Here is a 24160-nt window from a genome sequence, read left to right on the forward strand (position 1 = left end):
GGGTGAACATCCCCGCAACGGCCGCCGCCGCGCTCGTTTTGACCCGGGTGCGGTGCCTCTATTACAGTTATGTCTTGCGTGATCGCCCGGGAAACCGGTGATGAACGCGGTGCTTCCTTAGCTCAGTCGGTAGAGCGTTTCACTCGTAATGAAAAGGTCATCAGTTCGATTCTGATAGGAAGCTCAGAGAAAAAGCCCCGCTGGTTCGTTGAACCAGCGGGGCTTTTGTTTGGGTGATGCCAGGTCAGTCCGAGGCGCTGGGACTCTTCCTCAGCGGCCAGGGTTTCCAGCCGTCGGGGACCGCGCCCAGACGCTGCGCTGCAGCTTCCAGTTCTCCTTCACCTGCCAGCGCTACCTGGCCCCTCCCGCTTTGGCTGCCCGATCCGTCGACGGCGGTCAGCGAGTACTCGGCCCAGCGTTCCCTGCCCACGGGATAGCGTTCGCCGTAGCCTCCTGCAGCAACACTGAGCACCAACATCTCCAGCCGTGTGGCTTCGCTGTCAACTGTCTCGTCGCACGCATCGCAACCGCAGATGGGAAAGGGAAAGTCATGCAGGAGCCCGGCATGGACCACCACGCCGGGGTAGGCGGTCCAGACAAATGTCAGCGGCGCCGCTGACGGATCCCGTGGCGTCACGCGGGCAACCTCCATCACCTCGCCGGCATTCACTGACAGGTCCGCAGCATGGGCGGGATCCACGCTCACATCAACGTCATACGTGCTGTTCATATACTCCACCAGCGCCTTGGCCACCTGATGAAGACCTTCGAAGCGCTCGCGGTGTGTGTCCACGCTGTACGAGTCCTCGGGCGGGCTGTCCGCGCCCCACCTGTCCCCGTAGTTGATGGGCCGCCCATCCTCGCCGTGGTACTCGCGTGACGGCAGATCCGGCCGCACAAAGTGTTGCTGGGCTTCCACGACAGGAACGGGCCGCAGTTCCGGGAACAGTGAATCGTCGGGCCCGTCACTGGACCATTCCGAAAGGCGCGTGACAAGCCCAGCCAGCATGGCGTCGTCTGCCTCCCCCAGCCCTTCGATCAAGCGGTCCACAGTGATTCGCAGGTCCATGTTCCCTGCTTCGCGGGAGCCATCCGGCATGACCGACCAGCATGCGTCCGGCCGAAGTGCGGCGATGACGTTCCCCACGAAGACCGTGGCGGCGTTGCTGAGTTCCGGATCTTCCGCGATCTGCTTGAGATGGGGCTTCAGGAAAGTGAAAAGCCGCTCAACGTTTGATGTCAGGTCCTGGGCAGGAACTCCCGAGGCATCGCAGAACGCAACGAAGGGCGCGTAACCGGCGAGGTGCTTGGCAGTTTTCCCGTCCGTCTGGTCCGTTGCATAGGCCACGGCGGTGCTGGACAGTGGTGCCGGCAATCCGGTCACTGGTCCGTCAAAAAGCGTTTCGATTTCCCCCATGGGGCCATCCTAGGATGCTCATTGCTCCCGCACGACCTCCCGCACACCCCAGGAACGGGCATCGCACAGCCCACCATGCCCGCCAGGGGTGGCAACGAGGTCCCGGTCGCCAGCCGTCACACACCCAACCGGTCCATCAGGACCGCGACGGCGGCAGAAACTCCGCCGGCCAGCGACCCTTCCAGCTCGGGAGCGAAGAGCGGCGAGTGGTTGACGGGCACGGGACCCGGGCCTTGATGGCCGGCCGCGGGCGTGCCGCCGAACATCCAGAACACGGACGGCACACCGATGGCCGTACCCAGGTGCCCGAAATCCTCGCTGCCCATCATGGGCGGGGTGATGTCAACGGCCTCGGACCCCAGCGCAAGCCGGAGGGCCTCCACAACGGGAGGGACGGCGTCGGGATCGTTGAAGCACTGCGGGAAGCGGTACATTTCCTCGATGTCCGGCTTCGGAGCACCGGAGGCGGCAGCTTCTGCCTCGATAATGCGGCGGATGGCGGCCAGAACCTGGCCGCGGACGTCCTCATCAAACGTGCGGATGTTGAGCGTGAACTCGGCGGATGCCGGGATGATGTTTTCCTTGAGACCGGCATGGAACGTCCCAACAGTCACGACGGCGGACTTCCGCGGGTCCAGCTCCCGGGACACGATTCCTTGCAGACGGGTGACCATGTGTGCAGCCATCACGATGGGATCGATGGAATCCTGTGGCTGTGAGCCATGGGACTGCCGGCCATGAACGGTGACTCTGAGCGAATCCGCCATGGCGGCCACCGGCCCGCTGGAAATCGCAACGGTACCCACCGGGCGCGGCATGACGTGCTGCCCGAAGACTATTTCGGGACGCGGCGCCTTGTCCCACAGTCCGTCGTCGAGCATGGCGAGCGCGCCGGCTGCCGTCTCTTCGCCGGGTTGGAAGATCAACACCAGGGTTCCGGCCCAAGCATCCGGGTTCCCTGCAAGCAGTTCCGCGGCCCCCAGCAGACTGGCCACGTGGGTGTCATGGCCGCATCCGTGCATGACGGGAACCACCGTGCCGTCGGGCAGTGTGCCGGTGTCCGTGCTGGCGTATTCCAGTCCGGTGGCCTCCTCAATGGGCAATCCATCCGAATCGGCGCGGAAGGCCACCACGGGCCCGTCGCCGTTCCGGAGGATACCCACCACGCCTGTTCCCCCGCAGCGGAAATGCTCAATGCCCAGGCCGTCCAGTTGCTCCTGGATCAACGTTGCCGTGGCGAACTCCTGCATGGAGAGTTCCGGATGTGCGTGAAGGTGCCGGTACAGGGAGTGGAGCTTGGTGGTCTGGTGGGAATCGAGCTGGAGGGCGGTGGTTGTTGACGTCATGGGTCCTGTCTTCCTGGTGGATACGGAGGCTGCGGCTTCTTCTGTGCTGCTATTCGATGTGGATGGGCTTCGCTTCGGTGATGGTGTTCTTGCCGCGGAAGAACCAGGCAAGCAGGATGGTCCCCAGCACGGCGATGGCAGTGGACACCATGGCGAGCGACGGCACCAACGGCAGCACAACGAAAACGACGACGGCCGAGACCAGCAGGGCGAACACCGTGGTGCGCGGTTGCTTCATGGACACGATGGCCTGCACCAGCACGGCGCCCAGAACCGTAGGCAGCACATAAAGGCGGGTGACCAGCAATACCGAGGGCGGAATGACACTGATCAACCAGCTCCCCAGGAGTCCGACGAAGATCGCCAGCGAGATCAGGTGGACCACTGCGGCGCCACAGATGGCAACGACGGCGGCAAGCTCGGCCCGCTTACTGCCCGGCTTCGCACCGATGTTGGTTTGGGCGATCAATGCCGCGGGCAGAAGTTTGTTGGAGATGTTGCCGATCATGAACGCCTGGTACATCGCGGCTGGTCCCAGGATTGGGTAGTACGTCAATGGTTCGACGATCCAGATGATGCCAAAGGTTGCAGCGACGGCAGCAAAAGCGATCCACAGCTGTGCCGGGCCAATATCCAAACCTGTGGCGAAGACGAGGTACAGCGGACCGGCCACGGAGATCAGCAGGCCGGCGATCATGGTGATCTGCCCCCAGCGGGAGGTGGTGCGGCTGAAGTCCGCCATGGCGTTGCTGTGGGTGGTGGTGGGAGCGGAAGTGATGGAAGACATGAGGGTGTTCCTTTCGTGCTCAAGGACTGTGATGCTCAGAGGATGACGACGGCGGCCGGCCCCCGGTCAGATGCGGATGCCTCAGGCGCGGATGTATCAGGCGCCGATGTATCAGGCGCCGATGGCGGGACCGACGGCCAGGTACGAGGCGCTCAAGCCGAGGACGATGGAAATGCCTAGGCCCCATTCGCGGAGCCAACTCTTGCCAAGCCTCTTTGCGAGCAGCAAACACAGCCCCATGACCGCCGCGGAGACAAGGAAGGACAGGATGTGGATGCCGGACTTGGGGAGTTCGGTAAGCCCGAGGCAGGAGAAGGCGCCGATCAGTGCAGCTGCCGGCACAATCGCCATGGCGGCCGGGTTCACGGAGCGGATCTTGGCATCGCCCTTTCGAAGCAGTGGCGTCAGGATCAGGGTGGCGAGCATCCACATTGCCCCGCCGATGCTCATGGCGAAGAACGCCACGGCGAAGACACTCTGCGTGTAGCTGGCATCGCCCAGCTTGGCGCCCATGGAACCTGCCGCGATACCCGCGGCGGACACGTCGTAGGCGGCCGAACCGATCAGTCCGATCCTGGAGAGGACCGCCGGGGCCCCGAAGAGGCCCAAGAGGGCAATGGCCACGAGCGATACCGCCAAGGACGGACCGATGGCCGAGACCGCGCCTGAGCGGAAGGAAGTCCTGATGTCCTGCGTGCTCATGTCCACGGCAGGAGCAGCGCGTCTGGCGGCTTTCATGAAGATGGCTGATTGGATGATGATGACGCCGAAGACGCCCGCCACGCAGATCCACAGGACGGGATTGTTGGCGATGGCCATGATGTCGGTTGAGCTGTTGGGGGCGAGTGGTTGAAGAGCCAGGGGTTGGTGCATAGGTACCTCCCAGATGTTGGCCCGGCAACTCCGCGTCCGAACCACGCTGTGCGGCATGTGGCGTCCCGGGGCAAATTCTTGTCCAACGACCAGATCGGCCAGTGGGTTACCAATACCCTCTGCTATGAGCCGGATCACACACAATAGCTGACGGAATCAGCCGCAGAGTTGGCCGATTCAGTCAAAGCTTGCCTTGGAGGGCGTTAAGGCTTCCGCGGCTTGATGTGACCCGGCACACTTTCAGGCAGTAGCAACCAGCAAAGGAGCACCATGCCTGACACCATTGGCGAGCTGTCCGCCGTCGAACTTTCCGCAGCGATCCGGGAGAAGAAGATCTCTGCGCGGGAGGCACTGGCCGATCACCTGGAGCGCATTTCCGAGGTAAACCCCGTGATCAACGCCGTGGTGACCCTGGACCCGGAGGGTGCCCAGGCCCTGGCCCACCGCGCCGACCAGCTCACAGCCGCCGGCGACGCACTGCCGCCCCTCCACGGCTTGCCCATGACCCACAAGGACACCAACAACACCGCCGGGATGCGCACCACCCAAGGTTCGCTTGCCCTGCGGGACTTCGTTCCCGACGCCGACGACCTCATCATTGCGCGGTTGAAGGCGGCCGGAGTAGTCAGCACCGGGAAGTCGAACGTTCCCGAGTTTGGCGCGGGATCGCACACCTTCAACGACCTCTTCGGAACCACCACCAACCCCTATGCGCCCACCCTGAGCGCCGGCGGCAGCAGCGGCGGGGTTGCCGCCGTCGTCGCCTCCCGTGTCCAAAGCATCGGCGACGGCAGTGACATGGGCGGTTCGCTCCGTATCCCGGCGTCCTTCTGCAACGTGGTGGGTTTCAGGCCGTCGACGGCGGTGATCCCCATGCCGTCCGACGTCAACGCCTACGCGTGGCTGGGGAGGACTGGTCCCATGGCCCGGACCGTGGAGGACATTGCCCTGTTCATGTCCGTCACTGCGGGCAGCGACCCCCGCGTTCCGCATCCGGCAGGCCTCGATCCGGAGGTTTTCCGGTCCAATCTGGAGACAGACATGCGAGGCGTCCGGATCGGCTGGTCCCGCGACTTTGGCATCGGCGTGCCCGTGGAAGCCGGGATCCTGGACCATCTGGAACGGCAGTTGGCGATCTTTGAGGATATGGGCGCGATCGTGGAGGAAGCCACTCCCGACTTCAGCGAAGCAGACCTGGTATTCGGCAACACCCGCGCCATGGATTTCGCCGCCGGGCTCGGACCGATCCTGAAGCGCGCCGGCGACGTCATCAAGCCGGAAGTTCACTGGAACGTCAACAAGGGGTTTGCCCTCACCGCCCGGGACCTCATTGAAACCGCTGCCGCGCGCAGCCGGCTGGAACGCAGCGTCCAGGAATTCTTCGGCCGCTACCACCTCTTCGCCAGTCCCTGCGCCCAGGTCCTGCCCTTCGATGCAACGCTGCGGTACCCCACGGACATTGCGGGCGTTCCCTCGGAGACGTACTTGGACTGGATGCGGTCTGCCTGCCTGCTGTCCGCCACCGGCCTGCCCGTACTTAGTATGCCGGCAGGGTTCAGCCCAACCGGACTGCCCATTGGCCTCCAACTCGCCGGCAACCATTACACCGACATGCAGCTGCTCCGCTACGGCCGCGCGTTCGAGCAGCAGACCGGATACGCCGCGGTCGCCCCTGTCCTCACGGCGACGCCGGCACCGCTTACGACGGTGAGCGCATGACCCGTCCGCCGCGCTTCCGGGCATCCAGCAGGATGGACACGTCCACGCCGGTGGCCTCTTGAGCCCACTCCGAGTCGGTGATGAAGCGGTAGAGGGACGCCATGTCCTCCACAGTGACATCGGCAACTATCTGGTAGTTCCCCGCTATCGCCGCGGCATAACGGACCGTGGGAAGCTCGGCAAGGCTCCTTCCCACGCGCTCAACGTGGTGCGGCGATGCGCGGATCCAGAGCAGGGCCTCAACTCCCAGGCCAAAGGACGCTGGCTCAACAATTGCCCGCAGATGGACTTGGTTGTTGGTCAGGAGCCATTCGCTGCGCCGCCGGGCGGTAGCTTCTGAAACGCCAACCCGGCGCCCCAGGGCTTCGAAGCTCATCCGCCCATCGGCGCACAGAGCGTCAACCAGCTCGTTGTCCTGGCGGCTCAAATCCTGCCGCGGCACCAGGATGCCTGAGTCCTGCGTCAACGTTGAACGGAGCGCTTCGGCTTTCTCAGCGGTGAGTATCTCCGGCCGCCACCCACGGATGGTCCTGAAGTATCTGAGCACGGGATAGCTGGTGGAATCGCGCAAGCCGATGGTGGATGGCAATTCATCGGAGAGCACATCGCCCATCCGTGACGGTTCGGTGAGTATTTCTGCCACGCAGTCCCCGGTGCCGGTGGTGGTGTAAACAAACGTGGTGTCGGCACGTTGTGCCAGCGCGTGGGAAGCAGCACGAACAGTGCCGGGCAGGCAACGCATCTCCACCAGGACCACTGCCGGCCTCGGCCGGATGCCCACCACAGCTACCGCGCCGGACTCCAGCAGCTGGGAACCCCGGCGGGCAACAGTCCGCTCGGCCTCGCCGAGTACTGCTGCCATCTTGCGCCAAGGACAGCGCGGGTCCAGTTGGAGCGCGGCCACGATCTGCCGCTCCAGCGCGTCAAACACCACCATGCCAACTCCGTCCGTTTGGGTCGATCAATTTCACCACGGACTCAGGTGCGCCGCGGCACGGAGGCAAGTGCCGGCGTCGGGCCTTGGGTTTCAGGCTTTAGGAGCCGGGCCTTAGGCGTCGGGCTTTAGGCGTCGGGCTTTAACGGCAGGTGCCCCGCACCCAAGGTGGGTACGGGGCACCGTGGCCACGCTTTCGGGATCAGGCGAAGTCGGAGACTGCCGGGTCCGGGCCGATGCGGCCTTCAGCGCCGCGGTCCAGGCCGTTGATGGCCTCGATGTCCGTGGCGTCCAGAGTGACGTTCAGGGCAGCAAAGTTCTCCTGAATGCGGGACTCGGTGACGGACTTGGGGATCACGACGTTACCGATGGCGAGGTGCCAGGCAATGACCACCTGGGCCGGCGTAGCACCGTGCTTGGCCGCGATCTCAGCCACGGTGGCGCTCTCCAGGAGCTCGCCGCCCTGGCCCAGCGGGGACCACGCCTGGGTCAGGATGCCCTTGGAGGCGTTGAACTCGCGCAACTCGGCCTGGTTGAAGAACGGGTGCAGTTCAACCTGGTTGATGGCCGGAACAACACCGGTCTCATCGATGATGTGCTGCAGGCCTTCCTTGGTGAAGTTGGAGACGCCGATGGACTTGACCCGGCCGCGCTTCTTGAGCTCGATGAGGGCCTTCCAGGTGTCCACGTACTTTTCCTGCTTGGGCTGCTGCCAGTGGATCAGGTACAGGTCCAGGGTCTCCACGCCAAGGTGGTCCAAGGACTTCTCGAAGGCTTCCAGAGTGGACTCGTAGCCCTGATCGGCATTCCACAGCTTGGTGGTGATGAAGATTTCCTCAGCGGACAGGCCGGAGGAGGCAATGGCTCGGCCTACGCCGGCCTCGTTGCCATAGATCTTGGCAGTATCGATGTGGCGGAACCCGGCTTCGAATGCCTGGCGCACCACCTTTTCGGCTACATCGTCTTCAACTTGCCACACCCCGTAGCCGAGCTGGGGGATGGTGTTGCCGTCGTTGAAAGTAAGTGTTGGTGACGAAGTCATGTCTGCCATCCTGCCAGCACAAACCCAGCAAAAGCGCGGAATGTTACGCAGATCAGCTATGCGCTTAACTTATTGCCCCTGAGGAATAAAGGCGCACGCCTGTAGTTGCGCACGCCTTGCATTGATGACTGCGTCCTAGCCGTTGAGCTGCCGCTCCGCGTCTTCAACCTGTTCGAAAACACCTTCCGCCCGGCGGCGGACAGACAACGCGCCCACTGGGACCGGCCCCACGGCAAGCCGCAACATGGCCGCAGCTTCCGCCGTGGTGGCAAGAGAGTTTCCTGCTTTGGACAACGCCCTGTGCACCCCGGCAAGCGCCCCTGGAACATCCAGGCCATCGCTTGGGGAACGCTTTTGCGCCTCGACGCAGATGGTTCTGACCCGTGGCGACAGCTCGGCGAGTTCGTTGGCGATCTGCACCAGCTCGTTGTAGAGCTGGTCATCGTCAACGCCTTCAAGGACCTGGTGGTACCGGTCCAGCCCCCGGTGGAAACGGTCGTGGGCGCGACGCCACAGACCCTTGCCAAGTTCCAGATCGTCCCTGCGCCCCTGCCGGACGGCACCAAAGAAACCCACGTGCGGACTCAGAGGTACTGGCCCGGGCCGTGGTCGGGATCTTCCGTGCGGCCTTGCTGAGGCGCGCCTGGAGCGCCCGGCGCAGCTGCTCGCTGCGGCTGGCCGTTCTCACCAATGACGATCCCGGGCGCGATGACAGTTCCCGGCGGAAGCTGACGAAGTTGGAGCTGCGCGGCGGCATGTTCCTTGGCGGCCTGCTGGGCGGCGATTGCAGCCTGGATGCCGTGGAACAAGCCCTCCAGCCATCCCACCAACTGCGCCTGCGCAATGCGAAGCTCCGCATCGGAAGGCGCCTTGTCCTCAGGCAGGGGCAGGCTGATCCGTTCCAGCTCTTCAATGAGCTCCGGGGCCAAGCCGTCCTCAAGTTCCTTGATGGAACGCTCATGGATCTCGGCGAGACGTCCGCGGGCGGCGTCATCCAACGGCGCGGCCTTAACTTCTTCCAGCAACTGACGGATCATGGTGCCGATCCGCATCACCTTGGCGGGCTCATCCACCAGCTCATGAAGGTTTGCTGCCTTGGGTTTGGAGTCCTTGCCGGACTTCCCCGGCCCGGAAGACTGGTCTGCAGCCGCCGGCCCCTCGTTCAGCGCAGCGCCGTCCAGCGCGGCGCCGGTCAGCGCGGCGCCGTTCAGCGTTGTGCCATCCAGCGTGGTGCCGTCCACAGTTGTGCCGTCCAGGGCGGCACCGTCCAGCGTGGTGCCCTCCACAGGGGTGTCGTCCGAAGCCTCATCCGTGGGCTGAATGTTGTTCAGATCGCTCATTCGTTCATACTCTCATGTGGTGTGCGCGAACCCCCGTCCGGAACCGGAATTTGGACTTCGTTCGTAGCGAAACTACACGTCAGCAGCATCGTCCCTGGGGGTTGTTGTCCTGCCGGTCCATCCGGTCCCGCCAGAACTCGCGTTCAGTCATGGCAGGACCGGCATGGCCCGTAGAAGTGAAGTGCTCCAGGTACCTCTGGTATGCATCAGCGCCCATCAGCGAGCGCATGTAGGCACCGAACCCGCGAAGCCCCTGCGCTACGGTCTTCATGAGTGATGGCCGGCCTTTTGGGTGCGTTTCTCCGCGGGCAGCGCCTTCCACTCTGCGAGCAGGGCCTTCTCGTCCGCCGTGGGGAACAGTCCGGCCGGCGCGAAGACCTTGGAGGCCACGGCCGGATCCTCGTTGTTCCTTCCGCCACCGGCACGGATCGCCTTCATGGTTGCCACCACAGCCGTGATGATCACGATGATGCTCAGCGTTACGAAGATGACGGAGAGCACGCCCTGGATGGCGGTATTGCGGACTACCGCTTCCATGGCCGCCACCGTCTTGGCCGTCCCGAACTCCGTCTTGCCGTCAGCCAACGCCTGGGAGAACGCCTGGTTGTTGGCGAAGTAGCCCACTGCCGGGACTGGCGAGAAGATCTTGTGGAAGCTGGCGGTGATGGTCACCACTGCTACAAAAGCCAGCGGGAGTGCCACGATCCACAACCACTTGAACACTCCGCGCTTGGCGCAGATGGCCAGGCAAACGGCCAAGGCAATCGCCGCCAGGAGTTGGTTGGCAATGCCGAACAGCGGGAAGAGCGTGTTGATGCCACCCAGGGGATCGGTGACGCCCATCAGCAGCACCGCACCCCAGGCGCCCACCATGATGGCCGTACACAACCATGCTCCCGGCCGCCATGAGGCCTCCTTGAACTTGGGAACGAAGTTGCCGATGGAGTCCTGCAACATGAAACGGGCAACGCGTGTTCCTGCGTCCACGGCGGTGAGGATGAAAAGGGCTTCGAACATGATGGCGAAGTGGTACCAAAACGCCATCATGCCGGGCCCGCCGATGAACTGCTGCATGATGTGCGCCAAGCCAACTGCCAGTGTTGGGGCACCTCCGGAGCGGGAGATGATGCTTTCCTCGCCCACGTCCTTGGCGGTCTGGGCCAACACGTCAGGGGTGATGTTCACGTTGGCCAGGCCAAGGCTGTTCACCCATTGCGCCGCGGACTCCACAGTTCCGCCGGTGAGGGCCAGTGGCGCGTTCATGGCGAAGTAGATGCCGCGATCGATCGAGATGGCCGCCACGAGTGCCATGATGGCCACGAAGGATTCCATCAGCATTCCGCCGTAGCCAATGAAGCGGGTCTGCCTCTCCTTCTCGATCAGTTTGGGCGTGGTCCCCGATGAAATCAGCGCGTGGAATCCGGACAAGGCGCCACAGGCAATAGTCACGAACAGGAAGGGGAACAGCGCACCGGAGAAGACCGGACCGTTCTCCCGGCCGGCGAACTCGCTGAAAGCAGGGACGTTGATCTCCGGACGCACCACGATGATGGCCAGGGCCAGCATCACGATCACGCCGATCTTCATGAACGTGGACAGGTAGTCGCGGGGCGCCAGGAGCAGCCACACGGGCAGGATTGCGGCGATGAAACCGTAGATGATGAGGCCCCAGGCGATAGTGACCTTGTCCAGGTGGAAGAACGCTGCACCCCACTCGGTTCCAGCAACGGCACCGCCACCAATGATGGCCGCCATGAGCAGCACGAAGCCGATGATGGACACTTCCATCACCTTGCCCGGCCGGATGAAGCGCAGATACACGCCCATGAACAAGGCGATGGGAATGGTCATCCCCACAGAGAACACACCCCACGGGCTTTCGCCGAGCGCGTTGACCACCACCAGCGCCAGGATGGCCACGATGATGATCATGATCAGCAGGGTGGCTACCTGGGCCGCCGTGCCGCCAATGACACCGAGTTCCTCGCGCGCCATTTGGCCCAACGAACGCCCGCCGCGGCGCATGGAGAAGAACATGACCAGATAGTCCTGCACCGCACCGGCAAGAACGACGCCGATAATGATCCAGATGGTGCCGGGCAGGTACCCCATCTGGGCCGCGATGACCGGTCCCACCAGCGGACCCGCGCCTGCAATCGCTGCGAAGTGGTGGCCGAACAGCACGTTGCGGTCCGTGCGGACATAGTCCTTGCCGTCCGCTTTGTATTCAGCAGGAGTAGCGCGGCGGTCGTCCGGTTTGAGCAGATAACGCTCAATCACCTTGGAATAGAACCGGTAGCCAATCAGGTACGTGCACACTGCGGCGAAGACGAACCAGATCGCGTTCACGGTTTCACCACGAACCAAGGCGAGCATGAACCATGCCACGGCTCCCAACAGCGAGATTCCCACCCAAAGGCCGATCTTCGCCGGTGTCCACCTGCGTTCTCCGGCTTCGCGAACGGAGTCCTTCACCGCCGCTGCGGGCAGCGTGGAATCAAGCCTTTCCGCTGATTGCTCGGGGTCAAGATCTTGTTGATCAAGATCCAGTTGGTCAAGTTCTTCCTGGTCAAGTTCTTCTTGGTCAGGGGCTCTGCCCATGTCTCCTCCTTGAGAACTGCTGCCCTTGGGGCACTGAACATTCAGGGAGGACGCTACAAGGAGGTCAAAAAACAGTGGCGCGGACCACGCCGGATGCCCGGGTCCGTGCGGTAAGCGGTGGCTCTGGTGCGGTGGGCGCGGTTAGCCCACTCCCCCGTTGCCTTGTCCTTGCACCATGCGCGCTTCGCAAAGATCCAGCCAACGCACTTCCGCCTCGGCTTGGAAAATCAGTGAATCCAGCACCAGAAGCCAGGCTGTGTCGGCAGAACGCTGGTTGGCAGAGACGGCCTTTCGAGCCTGTGTGTGCTCCTGCAGGGCCTTGACTGACACCTCTCGCTGGGACTGGATCACGGCTGAGGTATCCACGCCCGGAAGCGTCACGGCGAGCGCCAGCTTGATGGCAATCTCGTTCCGTGGCGGGTTGCCACGGTCCACCGCCCCCGTGAACCAGGCCACCACTTCCTGGGCCCCGGCGTCTGTGATGCTGTAGATGACGTGCCCACCGCCGTCGTCGCCGTCTTTGCTGACCAGGCCGTCGCGCTCCAGACGGTCCAGCGTGGTGTAGACCTGCCCGATGTTAAGCGGCCACGCGGCACCCGTGCGGTCCTCGAATTCAACGCGCAACTCATAGCCGTACCGCGGCTGGTCCTGAAGCAAGGCCAGCAGGCTGTGCCGTATGGACATATGGCTCCTCGCTGCGGTTGGTCGGACGGATCAGAGGAGCAGCAGGACCTTGCCCACGTGCTCACCGGAATCAAAGTACTGGTGCGCTTCCCGGACCTGGTCCAGCGGGAAGGACTTGGCCACCAACGGCCTGATCCTTCCGTCGGTAATCATGGGCCACACCGACTCGCGCACGGCGGACATGATGATGCCTTTCTCGGAGACCGGGCGCGGCCTCAGGGCGGTGCCGATGACTGCAGCGCGTTTGCTGAGGAGCTGGCCAAGGTTGATCTCAGCCTTGGTGCCGCCCTGCAGGCCGATGATGATCAGCCGGCCGTAGTCGGCAAGGGCGTCAACGTTCTGTTCAAGATACTTGGCACCCACGACGTCGAGGATCACGTCCGCGCCTTTGCCTCCGTTGTGGGCTTTGAGGCTTTCGACGAAGTCCTCGTCGGTGTAGTTGATGGCGATGTCGGCGCCGAGGAAGGCCTTGGCGGTACCGACTTTTTCGTCAGTACCGGCTGTGGTGGCCACTGTGGCGCCGTACGCCTTGGCCAACTGGATGGCCATGGTGCCGATGCCGCCGGTTGCCCCGTGAATGAGCACCGTCTCTCCGGGTTGCAGCTGCGCCGTCATGATGAGGTTTGAGTACACCGTGGCCGCAACTTCGGGCAGGGAAGCAGCTGTGATCAGGTCCACGCCGTCGGGAACCCTCAGTACTTGCTCCGCGGGGACTGCCACCTGCTGGGCGTAGCCACCGCCGGACAACAATGCCACCACTTTGTCTCCCACGGAGAAGGCTTTGGTGACGCCTGGACCAAAGGCCGCAATGCGGCCGGAAACCTCCAGGCCTGGTACTTCCGATGCGCCCGGGGGTGGCGGGTAGAACCCTCTCCGCTGCTGGACGTCCGCACGGTTCAACCCCGCAGCCACGACGTCGATCAGCACCTCGCCTTCGCCGGGCACTGGAGAAGCGACCTCGCGGATTTCGAGGACTTCGGGCCCGCCTGGCTCTGAAATGTAGACGGCTTTCATGACGAACTCCCGGTTTCTTGCTTGTCTTCCAGACCCGGGGCAGGGGCTGGAAGACGTGATGTTTTGGAACAGCCAACTCCCTATGAAACACTACTAGGCGAGGAAGGTTGTCCGAGCGGCCTAAGGAGCTGGTCTTGAAAACCAGTGTGCGGTAACCCCGTACCAAGGGTTCAAATCCCTTACCTTCCGCCAAAGAGATGCCCCGGGTTCCAGGACCCGGGGCATTTTTGTGTCCGCAGACCGCGCCCCTCCGCGGAACTGAGAACTGACACCCGGAAGATCATTGAAAGTGTCAGACCCCCCGCATAGTGTTCTGTCTGTCTCCACACCACTGACATCAGCCGTGGCTTTCACCGCGGAACAACCACAGGAGCCTGACCTATGCCCACGCCTGAAATCACCCTTGGCGCACCGTGCTGGATTGATCTGATGACGTCCGATACTGAGAAGGCCAAGGCTTTCTACACTGCCCTATTCGGGTGGACGTACCAGACCGGGGACGAGGAAAAGTACGGCGGTTACATCACCGCCTCCAAGGATGGCCGGATGGTTGCCGGCATCATGGCGAAGCAGGCTGACATGGGTGCCATGCCGGATATCTGGTCCACCTACCTGCGCACGGACGATATCCAGGCGACCACTGCGGCAGCTGCCGCCAACGGCGGCCAGGTTTACCTGGAGCCCATGGAGGTTCCCGAGCAAGGCAGCATGGCAATGTACGGCGACTCCTCCGGGGCCTCCATCGGCGCCTGGCAGTTTGGTGACATGAAGGGCTTCGAAGTCGCCGCTGAACCCGGTGCACCCGCGTGGCACGAACTTCTTTCCAAGGACTATGAGTCTGCCGTCGGCTTTTATCAGAAGGTCTTCGGCTGGAACACGGACGTCATGAGCGACACTCCGGAATTCCGCTACACCACTCTGGGCGCGGGCGACGACGCCAAAGCCGGCATTATGGATGCCTCCGGTTTCCTGCCCGAGCAAGTGCCATCCATGTGGAGCGTCTACTTCGCGGTAGAGGACACGGACGCAACCGTGGAGCAAGCCACAGCGTTGGGCGCAACTGTCATGCAGCCAGCAGAGGACACACCGTTCGGGCGCCTGGCCACTCTGTCGGATCCCACTGGCGCAGTCTTCAAGGTGATCCAGGACTTGGGCCAGACGGCTTAGACTTTCACGAATCCGGGTCACGTCCGGCCGCCTCCCACCCAGGGGCGGCCGCACGGATCCGCTCGTTGCCGGCGTTGGGGGATCTGCCGGCGGCGACTCCTGTCCGGTCCCTCGTTGTTGATCGCAGGACCGGCTCTTCGTCCGGCTTACTGTGGTCCTTCTGGGAATGAGGACCAGAATGCTCCACCTTTCAAAAAGCTTGAGGGCTGCCGCTGCGCTGTGCTGTGTGTCCATTGCTCTGGCGGGTTGCTCCCTCATCAGCAGTGGCGATGCCAAACGTGACGAATCCGGCAAGCCCACAGAGTCTTCAGTGGCGGACGTCTTCAAGGTGAAAATCGGCGACTGCATTGCGCAACCGAAGGGTGAGCAATTCCGCAACGTGTCCGTCATTCCGTGCGATCAGGGCCACGATCTCGAAGCATTTGCCACCAAGGACCTGGAGGATTCGTCGTACCCCGGCGACTCCGCCCTGGTGACCCGATCCGAGGAATACTGTGTGGCCGAGTTCGCCACGTTCGTGGGCAAAGCCTTCGATGAATCCGTGCTGGAAATGATGTATTTCCATCCCTCCCGGGAAACGTGGTCGGCCGGGGACCGCGAGATCGTTTGCCTTGCGGGAGGGACTTCCGGCGCCTCCATCACCGGAACACTTAAGGGCGCGGCCAGGTAGCCCCGGCCTTGCCGGAACCCTGCGGCCACCACCGGTCCACCTCCCATTCATTCCATCGTGTTCAGCTATGCCCCAGCTACAGGTTTACCCCGGAGTAACTTCCGGAACAGCGTCCATTTCACAAGAGAGTGGGCGTCGTCCACAGGGCCCCACAGGGCTCCCTAATGAAAGTTAGAGCGGATGCACCAACAACACTGGAAATTATTAGCGGGAACAGTCCTGTCAGCTGGGTTGCTCGCAGCCCCGCTGACAGCTGTTCCGGCCATGGCGGCGGACCAGCCCGCCACGCTGGCAGGCACCTCGCCGGTGGTGATCAACGAGGCCTACCTCAGCGGTGGCAGCAGCGGCGCCGCCTTCAAGAACAAGTTCGTGGAGCTGTACAACTCCTCGGACGCGCCGGTCAGCCTGGCCGGATGGTCTTTGCAGTACCGCTCCGGTACGGCTACCGCGGCCCCCACCGGCATCACGCCCCTGAACGGAAGCATCCCCGCCAAGGGCTACTTCCTTGTTCAAGGGGCCACCAACAGCGGAACCTCCACCGCGCCGGCGCTGCCGACACCCGATGTCCAGGCAACCGGCACACTGAACCCCAGCGGCACCACCGGCACCCTCATCCTGGCCAAACAGGGCACGGCGGTTTCGCCGCTCCCTGCAGGCTCAGTAACGGCCAACGCTGCCATCGCCGACCTCCTGGGATACGGCACCTCCAACACGTTTGAGACGGCCGTTGCCACGGCACCGACGGGCAACGCGGACGTGAAAAGCCTCAACCGCACCAACGGCGCAGACACAGACTCCAACGCCGCCGACTTCAGTCTCAGCGCCACCATCACCCCCACACCGTCCGGCGGCGTAACCCCGCCCATCGATCCTGAGCCGGAGCCCGGCGTCAAGGCCATCGCCGAAATCCAGGGAACCGGTACGGCCAGCCCGTTCGTCGGAAGTACCGTGACAACACGCGGCAAGGTCACTGCCGTCTACGCAACCGGCGGCTTCAACGGTTATTACATCCAGACCCCCGGAAGCGGCGGCGATACCGCCGGGGCAGCCAGGACGGCGTCGGACGCTGTGTTCGTCTATTCACCCACCACGTCGGGAACGGTCCAGCCAGGCGACTATGTGGAACTCACCGGTGCTGTCAGCGAGTTCGCCAACCAAACGCAGCTCACTGTCGAGGCTGCCGGGTTCAAGAAGCTCACCGAGGCCGCGCCCGAGGTCAAGTCCACCCCGTTCAGTTTGCCGGCCAACGAGGCCGCCCGTGAAAGCCTCGAAGGCATGCTCGTGTCGCCTCAGGGTGACTTCACGGTCACGGACAACTACTCCCTGAACCAGTACGGTGAGATCGGTCTGGCGGCCGGTACCTCGCCTTTGGTTCAGCCGACGGCGGTAGCCTCCTACGGCTCGCCGGAGTACGCCGCGGTGGTTGCCGACAACGCGCTGCGCGGGATCAAGCTCGACGACGGCGCCTCCACGAACTTCCTCAAGGACGCCACCACCAAAGCCCAGCAGCTGCCCTATCTGACACAGTCGGACCCCGTTCGCGTGGGCTCGCCCGCGACGTTCCGGACCGATGTCATCCTGGGCTACGGCAACAACTCGTGGAAGTTTCAGCCCCTCACGGCGCTGAGCCCCAGCAACGCTGAAACTGTCCAGCCCGCACGCTTCACCGCTTCCCGGCCAGAGGGTCCCGCTGACGTTGGGGGCAGCCTCAAGCTGGCTTCCTTCAACGTGCTGAATTACTTCCCCACCACCGGCGACCAACTGGCCGGGTGCGTCTTCTACACCGACCGCGACGGCAACCCGATTACGGTCAAGGAGGGCTGCAACGCCCGCGGCGCTGCCAACGCAGAGAATTTTGAGCGCCAGCAGAGCAAGATCGTGGCCGCCATCACCAAGTCCGGCGCCGACGTCGTTTCCCTTGAGGAGATCGAGAACTCGGCCCAGTTCGGGAAGAACCGCGACGACGCCTTGTCCAAGCTGGTGGAAGCACTCAACGTCAAGACACCAGGTGTTTGGGACTACGTGCGGACCCCCGCAAACGCTCCCCCGTTGAGCGATGAAGACATGATCCGTACGGCGTTCATCTACAAGAAGGCTGTGGCCGAGCCCGTGGGCGAGTCCATCATCCACAACGACACCGTGGCTTTCGCAAGTGCCCGCAAGCCGCTGGCCCAGGTTTTCAAGCCGGTGGGCGGGAACGATGACAAGAAGTTCATCGCGATCGTGAACCACTTCAAGTCCAAGGGCTCCGCTGCAACACCGGATGACACGGACAAGGGTCAGGGCGCCTCGAACATTGCCCGCACCAAGCAGGCCGAATCGCTGCTGGCCTTCTCCAAGGACCTTCAAGCTTCGAAGGGAACGGACAAGGTCTTCCTGATCGGTGATTTCAACGCCTACTCCAAGGAAGATCCCATCAACGTCCTCACGGGCGCCGGCTACACGGACCTGGAAGTGGGTACCGGCAAGCACTCCTACCTGTTTGGTGGCATGGTGGGTTCCCTGGACCACATCCTGGCCTCACCCGCAGCCCACAAAGTGGTGACCGGAACCGACATCTGGAACATCAACTCCGTGGAGTCCGTGGCGCTGGAATACAGCAGGTATAACAACAATGTGACCAACTACTATGCCGCGGACGAGTTCCGTGCCAGCGACCACGATCCCGTGGTGGTGGGCCTGAACCTGACTGCCGACGAAGCTGCCACAGTTGACCTGCAGTTCCTGGGTATCAACGACTTCCACGGCCGCATCGACTCGAACACGGTCCTCTTCGCCGGAACAGTTGAGAAGCTCCGCGCGGCAGCTGCCCCCGGCGCTACGGCCTTCATTTCCGCCGGTGACAACATCGGCGCTTCCCTCTTCGCTTCCTCCGTAGCGAAGGACCAGCCCACCATCGATGTCCTGAATGCCCTTGACCTGCAGGCCTCCGCCGTAGGCAACCACGAGTTCGACGGCGGCTGGGCGGACCTGCGGGATCGCGTTGTTGCCGGCGGGAGCAACGCGAAGTTCGCCTACCTGGGTGCCAACGTTTACCAGAAGGGCACCACCACTCCTGTCCTGCCGGAGTACAAGGTCCTGGACATGAACGGCATGCGGGTAGCCGTGATCGGTACCGTCACCCAGGAAGTTCCGTCATTGGTAACCCCGGCCGGAATTACCGACCTTGAGTTCGGCGATCCTGTGGAGGCCATCAACCGGGTGGCCGTGAAGATCAAAGCTGAAAACCTGGCCGACCTCATCATCGTGGAAAACCACGACGGCGCCGCTTCCGGCACCCCCGAGGGTGCCACGTTGGAGCAGGAAGTCGCTGCAGGTGGACCGTTCGCCAAGCTCGTCAACCAAACCACTCCTGACGTCGCCGCGATCTTCACCGGGCACACCCATAAGGAGTACGCCTGGGACGCCCCGATCCTCGATGCCAACGGCCAGCCCACCGGCAAGACCCGGCCCATCGTCCAGACCGGCAACTATGGCGAGAACGTGGGCAGCGTGACCCTTACGGTGGACACGGCAAGCAAAACAGTGACTGCCTACAAGGCCGCCGTGGTGGACCGGACCACCGAGACCGCCGAAAGCCTTGTTGCTGCCTACCCGCGGGTGGCGGCAGTGAAGACGATCGTGGACAAGGCCCTCGCCCAGGCTGCAGAGATCGGCAACCAGCCGGTGGGTGCAATGACGGCTGATATCACTACCGCCTTCACCCCGGACCCCGCCGGCGGCGCCCCCAAGCGGGACGACCGCGCGAGCGAGTCCACCCTGGGCAACCTCGTGGCGGACTCTCTGGTTGACACGCTCAAGGCGCCTGAACTGGGAGCGGCGGAGATCGGCGTCGTCAACCCCGGCGGCCTGCGCAACGAGCTCTACTACGCACCGGACGGGACCATCACGTACGCCGAGGCCAACGCGGTCCTGCCGTTCGTGAACAACCTCTGGACCACGTCCCTGACGGGCGCGCAGGTCAAGACGCTCTTGGAGCAGCAGTGGCAGACCAACCCGGACGGCACCGTTCCCAGCCGCCCGTACCAGCAACTGGGGCTATCCAAGAACGTCAACTACACCTACGACGCCGCACGCCCGGCGGGTGACCGGATCACCGGCATCTGGGTCAACGGTGCAGTGATTGATCCAGCCAGGCAGTACAGGATCGGCACCTTCAGCTTCCTTGCTACCGGCGGTGACAACTTCCGGGTCTTCAAAGAAGGCAGCAACACCAAGGACACCGGCCTGGTGGACCGCGACGCGTGGATCAAGTACCTGCAGGCGCACAAGCCCGTGTCCCCGGACTTCGCGCGCCGTTCCGTTGCCGTGGCCAACTCCACGGCGGCTGAGGTCAAGCCCGGAGAGTCCATCACGCTGGCCGTCTCCAAGCTCAACCTGACCTCCATCGGAAGCCCGGCAAACGCATCGCTCAATGCCGTCTTCGTAGACAGCAAGGGCGCGGCTGTTGCACTGGGTTCCGTCCCGGTCACAGCTGGTGCGGCCACGGTGAACCTCAAGGTTCCCGCAGCGGCCTCTGCAGGCACGGGCACCCTGGTGCTGACCGCCGTCGAATCCGGGACGGTGGTGAAGGCCCTGGTGAAGGTGGCTGAAAGCGGCCCGAACCCGCCGCAGTGTACTCCCCCGGTGAAGCCGTCCAAGTGGTACGACATCGTGGGCTGGCTGCGGTACGCCTTCGCATGGTTGGAGTACCAGAAATGCTTGAGGGGCTAATAGCCTCACTGTGACATAACAGGGCAGGGCCCCTCACGATGTTCCTTCGTGAGGGGCCCTGCTTGTGCTGTGGGGAACAGTTACTTGTTCGCGGGTTCCGGCTCCCGGACCCTGTCGGCGTCACGCTGGAGCTCCGCTTGGAAGGCGGCGTACCGCGCCAGGTGCGCCGGACGGCGGCGGAGGATCAGCCAGGCGACTCCAAGGATCACGAACCACACTGGCGTAGCCAGGAGCGCCGTCAACGTGTCCGGTTGGGTGGTCAGCGCCCAGAGCACGAAGGCAAAGAACGCGAACACCACCCACACCATCACCACGCCACCGGGCATCTTGAACGCCGAAGAATCATGCAGGTGCGGGCGACGCTTCCGGAAAGCCAGATAGCTGGCCAGGATGATCGACCACACGAAGACGAAGCACACAGCAGACACCGTGGTCACCATGTCGAAGGCCTTGCCGACGTCCTGGCCGGCATACATGAGGACGACGCCGGACAGCAACAGCACGCAGGACAGGAACAGGGCATTGCGGGGTACTTTGCGTCCGGAGAGGGCGCCGAACACCTTGGGAGCGTCGCCTTCCTGGGCGAGTCCGAACACCATGCGGGACGTGGAGTAAATCCCCGAGTTGGCCGACGACATGGCGGACGTCAGCACCACCAGGTTGACGATGGTTGCTGCCGCCCCCAGGCCGGCCAGCGAGAACATGGCAATGAAGGGGCTGTGTCCGGCAGCGAACTGGGTCCAAGGGGTGACCGACATCAGGATGATGAGGGCACCTACGTAGAAGAGGAGCACGCGGATGGGAATCGAGTTGATGGCCTTGGGCAGGTTCTTCTCCGGATCCTTGGCCTCGGCAGCGGTGGTGCCCACCAGTTCGATGCCCACGAAGGCGAAGACGGCAATCTGGAAGCCGGCAACAAAGCCCATGAACTCGTTGGGGAAGAAACCGCCATGGCTCCACAGGTTGGTGAAGCTGGCCGGTCCGGCCTCGGACTGGAAGCCGCTGAAAATCATGAACAGGCCAACGATGATGAGCGCCGCGATGGCCACGATCTTGATGAGGGCAAACCAGAACTCGGTCTCCCCGAATGCTTTCACCGTGGCCAGGTTCAGGAGCAGAAGGATGCCGATGGTGATCAGGCCCGGCACCCACAGCGGCAGCGAGGGCCACAGTTCCTGCGAGTAGCCGGCGATCGCAATGACGTCCGCGATGCCAGTAATCACCCAGCAGAACCAATACGTCCAGCCGGTGAAGAAGCCGGCCCAAGGACCCAGGAGGTCTGCCGCGAAGTCGCTGAAGGACTTGTAGTTCAGGTTGGACAACAGCAGTTCGCCCATGGCACGCATGACGAAGAACAGCATGAAGCCGATGATCATGTACACGAAAATGACTGAGGGTCCGGCCGCGGAAATGGTCTTGCCGGAACCCATGAAGAGGCCTGTTCCAATTGCTCCGCCGATGGCGATGAGCTGGATGTGGCGGTTGCTGAGCTGACGCTCAAGATGCGGTGAATCGTTACCAGTGGAAGGTGGGCGCTGAATCGTCAAAGGAACTCCATCGTTCAGGCGGCACAGGGTGCCACAAGATTCGGGTTCCTCCCCGCTCTGTAGATGGACCTGAGAGTTTCCGCAGGCATGGACCTGCTTGCACCTTCGGTGAGCCCGGCGTTCCGGGCTGCTTTCCAGAGTTGCCTCGTCGCGGCGGTACATGGGCCTGAGAGATTCCTGGGGAGGATTTGCTCCTACGGCGCCTGAAGGGATGTACCGGCAGGACTCTCCCGCCGCGGATCAAAAGCGCGCACCACCTACGGGGTGATGCAGCTCACACAGTAACGAAGGCGGGGCAGGTCCGCAACCCCGTGGAGCTACCGCGCCAGAATGCTACGGGCAATCTCATCAGCATCGCGGAGGGTCCGCTGTCCGCTGGCGTAGGCTGGCCCGGTGCGGGGTTTCGCTTCCGCAGCAATGGCTGTTCCCCACTGCGAGGCGGACAACTGAAGACCCAGAACGTACATTCTTTCGGTGACCGATCCGTTGGCCGCCAAGGGCCGGTACGGGTGCGGTTCAACATCCAGACCAGTGGTCTGCATCGGCGTGCCCTCGGCACCCATCATGATCTTGGTTCGCACCAGCCCGTCCGCCATGAGCTGCTCCAGCAACGGCGAGAGGTTGATGCCCACGCGGTTGGCGGGAGACATCGCCTCAATCAAAGTCCGGGCTTCAACGGGCGCATCATCCACCCACGGCGAAACGGCCCGGAACACCTTGGCGCCCCGGTCCACACTGAATTTCGGGTCCGGTCCAACAAAACTTACGACGCCGGCACGAGCCAAAGCGGCCAGCTGTTCCGAACGCAGCGCAGGCGCCCCGCTGGCCAGACCTTCGACGAAGGATTCGAACCAGCCGCGCAGCCCTGCCAGCCACGATTCGTCGGTGATACCACCGTCAGCCACCACGGATTTGAGGATTGCCCGGCCGGTATGGAGGGCACCAATGGCCATCTTGACGGGGTCCGCTTCGCCCAAAGCCGATCGCCGCGCATCATCATCCAGGTACGCCGTGATGGCCGCATCCAGCTCACGCCGGGATGCGAAGGACCGGCCGGCCAGCGGCGCGGCAAGGCCACGGAGATTCAGCCGGCGGGAGGCGACGACGTGCTTTTCAACAAGGTCTCCCACATCGCTTTCCCATTTCGCGGTGGTATGCGCATGTGGTTGGAGGGCGTCCTCCAGATCCGCAAGGAACTGCGCCGGGTCCTTGATGGCCGCGGGTTGGGACCGGGCCAGGGTGGAATAGTAGGCCCACAGCGCGTCGCGGTGCAGGAGGGGCCAGAGGTCGTGATCGAAGCCGGGTTGGATTCCGGCCGCCCGGAACCGGTCCACGGCGTCCTCGGTCAAGTAACGCATGGTGATGCTGCTGGGGTAGTAGCCTGCCAGCCCTGCCTTGGCCCGGTAGGGCGTGCCACGGCGGGAGGCAGCGATAATCCTGGGCTCCCGACCCGACGCCCGGTACTCCAGGACACCTGCCCCCGGCGAGCCTGCCTCAACGAACTTTCCGCCGCGACCTTCCGTGAGTTGGCCCATGACGTCGAAGAAATTCAAACCCATGCCCCGGACCAGCACGGGCTCATTGTCCGGCACACCCTGCCAGTTCACGTCCGCCGGTGGCGCCGGAGGGAAATACAGCAAACCCTGCTCATCGGCCGCCCTCTTAAAGGACCGCTGCTCGGGATTCAACCGCGACTCGATGTGGCCCAGCGCCAGGACCACGGAACCGACGGTGAGCGTCGCGCCGCTGGCGAGTTCGACGTCGAACCCCTCCGCAACGGGACGCGCAGCAACGGCGAGCGTCCGGTGGAAGGCGACCTCGACGCCGTCGGGCAGCCGTTCCAGCAACCCTTCCAGGGTTTGGCGCAAGTAGCGCCCGTAGAGCGCACGGCTGGGGAAGTTAACTGACTCGAGCGTCGCCAGCTCCGCCTTTTCGGCGTCGTTGAGTCCCACGCCATCACGACGCCGGGCCTCGCGCCATTGATCGAACGAACCACCCGCCAGCGGCGGTGCGAGCCTGGGGTCCTCGGGGATAAGCGTCGGGTAAAACGACTGAGTGTTCATCAAATAGAGGCGTGACTGCTCCGGCTGCCACACGTGGCCTGAACCCGCCGGGTAAGGGTCCACGACGTCAATACGCAGCGTGCTGCCTTCAACGCGCTCCGCCGCCCAATTCGCGAGCAACCGCTCAAGGACGCTGGTGCCCCGAGGGCCTGCCCCCAGCAGGGCAACACGGTTGGTTTGGGATGTAGCCACGCTCAAGCCTAACTTCTGCGTGACTTGCTTACCGTTGAACACTGTTGCTTG

General features: G+C 63.4%; 18 protein-coding genes, 2 tRNA genes and 1 riboswitch. Of the genes, 6 read left to right on the forward strand and 14 right to left on the reverse strand.

The genetic code is table 11. The features are described 5' to 3' along the window. Window positions 1-111 precede the first annotated feature (111 nt). Window positions 112-184, forward strand: a tRNA-Thr gene (locus tag BLW08_RS14885). 60 nt (window positions 185-244) lie between these two features. On the opposite strand, the gene BLW08_RS24155 is transcribed toward BLW08_RS14885, so the two are convergent. The 4 genes from BLW08_RS24155 to BLW08_RS14905 all read right to left on the reverse strand — a co-directional run bounded on the left by BLW08_RS24155 (window position 245) and on the right by BLW08_RS14905 (window position 4423). After that, window positions 245-1417: a DUF6226 family protein gene (locus tag BLW08_RS24155; RefSeq protein WP_254779887.1), complete on the reverse strand. Its 1173-nt coding sequence runs from the start codon at window positions 1415-1417 to the stop codon at window positions 245-247. Between the two features lie 116 nt (window positions 1418-1533). Beyond that, window positions 1534-2763, reverse strand: a complete 1230-nt coding sequence (locus BLW08_RS14895; protein WP_091326057.1) for an amidohydrolase — start codon at window positions 2761-2763, stop codon at window positions 1534-1536. A 49-nt stretch (window positions 2764-2812) separates the two neighbouring features. Next, entirely contained in the window at window positions 2813-3550 is a 738-nt protein-coding gene (locus BLW08_RS14900; protein WP_090824955.1) for a hypothetical protein, read from the reverse strand. Window positions 3551-3661: 111 nt separating this feature from the next. Continuing rightward, window positions 3662-4423 carry a DUF5058 family protein gene (locus tag BLW08_RS14905; protein WP_091326060.1) on the reverse strand — a complete coding sequence of 254 codons (762 nt, stop codon included), beginning with the start codon at window positions 4421-4423 and terminating at the stop codon, window positions 3662-3664. Between the two features lie 270 nt (window positions 4424-4693). On the opposite strand from BLW08_RS14905, the gene BLW08_RS14910 reads away from it, so the two are divergent. After that, window positions 4694-6142, forward strand: a complete 1449-nt coding sequence (locus tag BLW08_RS14910; RefSeq protein ID WP_091326061.1) for an amidase — start codon at window positions 4694-4696, stop codon at window positions 6140-6142. Here BLW08_RS14910 and BLW08_RS14915 read toward each other — a convergent pair. The 8 genes from BLW08_RS14915 to BLW08_RS14950 all read right to left on the reverse strand — a co-directional run bounded on the left by BLW08_RS14915 (window position 6123) and on the right by BLW08_RS14950 (window position 13757). After that, complete coding sequence (locus tag BLW08_RS14915; protein ID WP_091326062.1) at window positions 6123-7079, reverse strand: Lrp/AsnC family transcriptional regulator; 957 nt, start codon at window positions 7077-7079, stop codon at window positions 6123-6125. The genes BLW08_RS14910 and BLW08_RS14915 overlap by 20 nt on opposite strands. Window positions 7080-7278: 199 nt before the next feature. Beyond that, a complete protein-coding gene (locus BLW08_RS14920; RefSeq protein ID WP_090824963.1) occupies window positions 7279-8118 on the reverse strand; it encodes an aldo/keto reductase in 840 nt (279 codons plus the stop codon). Window positions 8119-8253: 135 nt separating this feature from the next. Then, entirely contained in the window at window positions 8254-8694 is a 441-nt protein-coding gene (locus BLW08_RS14925) for a hypothetical protein (RefSeq protein WP_091326063.1), read from the reverse strand. Between the two features lie 8 nt (window positions 8695-8702). Next, window positions 8703-9458 carry a bacterial proteasome activator family protein gene (locus BLW08_RS14930; RefSeq protein ID WP_091326064.1) on the reverse strand — a complete coding sequence of 252 codons (756 nt, stop codon included), beginning with the start codon at window positions 9456-9458 and terminating at the stop codon, window positions 8703-8705. 79 nt (window positions 9459-9537) lie between these two features. After that, window positions 9538-9729, reverse strand: coding sequence for a YbdD/YjiX family protein (locus tag BLW08_RS14935; protein ID WP_091326066.1), 192 nt, complete (start codon window positions 9727-9729; stop codon window positions 9538-9540). Beyond that, a complete protein-coding gene (locus BLW08_RS14940; RefSeq protein ID WP_254779888.1) occupies window positions 9726-12059 on the reverse strand; it encodes a carbon starvation CstA family protein in 2334 nt (777 codons plus the stop codon). Before BLW08_RS14940 ends, BLW08_RS14935 begins: the two co-directional genes overlap by 4 nt. Window positions 12060-12200: 141 nt before the next feature. Further along, window positions 12201-12743, reverse strand: coding sequence for a PadR family transcriptional regulator (locus tag BLW08_RS14945; RefSeq protein ID WP_090824971.1), 543 nt, complete (start codon window positions 12741-12743; stop codon window positions 12201-12203). Window positions 12744-12773: 30 nt separating this feature from the next. Continuing rightward, a complete protein-coding gene (locus tag BLW08_RS14950; protein ID WP_091326067.1) occupies window positions 12774-13757 on the reverse strand; it encodes an NAD(P)H-quinone oxidoreductase in 984 nt (327 codons plus the stop codon). Between the two features lie 101 nt (window positions 13758-13858). Between BLW08_RS14950 and BLW08_RS14955 the strand changes: the two genes are divergently transcribed. The 4 genes from BLW08_RS14955 (at window position 13859) to BLW08_RS14970 (ending at window position 20307) form a co-directional block, all read left to right on the forward strand. Then, window positions 13859-13949: transfer RNA gene (locus BLW08_RS14955), tRNA-Ser, on the forward strand. A 189-nt stretch (window positions 13950-14138) separates the two neighbouring features. Beyond that, a complete protein-coding gene (locus tag BLW08_RS14960; protein ID WP_091326069.1) occupies window positions 14139-14924 on the forward strand; it encodes a VOC family protein in 786 nt (261 codons plus the stop codon). Between the two features lie 178 nt (window positions 14925-15102). After that, window positions 15103-15594 carry a septum formation family protein gene (locus BLW08_RS14965; RefSeq protein WP_175538721.1) on the forward strand — a complete coding sequence of 164 codons (492 nt, stop codon included), beginning with the start codon at window positions 15103-15105 and terminating at the stop codon, window positions 15592-15594. Between the two features lie 180 nt (window positions 15595-15774). After that, window positions 15775-20307 (forward strand): ExeM/NucH family extracellular endonuclease, encoded by a 4533-nt coding sequence (locus BLW08_RS14970; RefSeq protein ID WP_091326071.1) that lies wholly within the window; start codon window positions 15775-15777, stop codon window positions 20305-20307. An 80-nt stretch (window positions 20308-20387) separates the two neighbouring features. Here the strand turns inward: BLW08_RS14970 and cycA are convergent, their stop codons facing one another. Further along, window positions 20388-21854, reverse strand: coding sequence for a D-serine/D-alanine/glycine transporter (gene cycA, locus BLW08_RS14975; protein WP_091326072.1), 1467 nt, complete (start codon window positions 21852-21854; stop codon window positions 20388-20390). 144 nt (window positions 21855-21998) lie between these two features. Further along, window positions 21999-22097: riboswitch (glycine riboswitch) on the reverse strand. 74 nt (window positions 22098-22171) lie between these two features. After that, entirely contained in the window at window positions 22172-24109 is a 1938-nt protein-coding gene (locus tag BLW08_RS14980; RefSeq protein ID WP_091326366.1) for an FAD/NAD(P)-binding protein, read from the reverse strand. Between the last annotated feature and the right edge of the window lie 51 nt (window positions 24110-24160).

The sequence above is a fragment of the Arthrobacter sp. cf158 genome (genome assembly GCF_900106835.1).
Lineage (GTDB): Bacteria > Actinomycetota > Actinomycetes > Actinomycetales > Micrococcaceae > Arthrobacter.

Coding starts and splice junctions, on each gene's coding strand:
- BLW08_RS14920 (WP_090824963.1), bottom strand. CDS start 8,118: ATGACTTCGTCACCAACACTTACTTTCAACGACGGCAACACCATCCCC.
- BLW08_RS14950 (WP_091326067.1), bottom strand. CDS start 13,757: ATGAAAGCCGTCTACATTTCAGAGCCAGGCGGGCCCGAAGTCCTCGAA.
- BLW08_RS24155 (WP_254779887.1), bottom strand. CDS start 1,417: ATGGGGGAAATCGAAACGCTTTTTGACGGACCAGTGACCGGATTGCCG.
- BLW08_RS14895 (WP_091326057.1), bottom strand. CDS start 2,763: ATGACGTCAACAACCACCGCCCTCCAGCTCGATTCCCACCAGACCACC.
- BLW08_RS14905 (WP_091326060.1), bottom strand. CDS start 4,423: ATGCACCAACCCCTGGCTCTTCAACCACTCGCCCCCAACAGCTCAACC.
- BLW08_RS14945 (WP_090824971.1), bottom strand. CDS start 12,743: ATGTCCATACGGCACAGCCTGCTGGCCTTGCTTCAGGACCAGCCGCGG.
- BLW08_RS14960 (WP_091326069.1), top strand. CDS start 14,139: ATGCCCACGCCTGAAATCACCCTTGGCGCACCGTGCTGGATTGATCTG.
- BLW08_RS14940 (WP_254779888.1), bottom strand. CDS start 12,059: ATGGGCAGAGCCCCTGACCAAGAAGAACTTGACCAGGAAGAACTTGAC.
- BLW08_RS14970 (WP_091326071.1), top strand. CDS start 15,775: ATGCACCAACAACACTGGAAATTATTAGCGGGAACAGTCCTGTCAGCT.
- BLW08_RS14915 (WP_091326062.1), bottom strand. CDS start 7,079: ATGGTGGTGTTTGACGCGCTGGAGCGGCAGATCGTGGCCGCGCTCCAA.
- BLW08_RS14935 (WP_091326066.1), bottom strand. CDS start 9,729: ATGAAGACCGTAGCGCAGGGGCTTCGCGGGTTCGGTGCCTACATGCGC.
- BLW08_RS14965 (WP_175538721.1), top strand. CDS start 15,103: ATGCTCCACCTTTCAAAAAGCTTGAGGGCTGCCGCTGCGCTGTGCTGT.
- BLW08_RS14900 (WP_090824955.1), bottom strand. CDS start 3,550: ATGTCTTCCATCACTTCCGCTCCCACCACCACCCACAGCAACGCCATG.
- BLW08_RS14910 (WP_091326061.1), top strand. CDS start 4,694: ATGCCTGACACCATTGGCGAGCTGTCCGCCGTCGAACTTTCCGCAGCG.
- BLW08_RS14930 (WP_091326064.1), bottom strand. CDS start 9,458: ATGAGCGATCTGAACAACATTCAGCCCACGGATGAGGCTTCGGACGAC.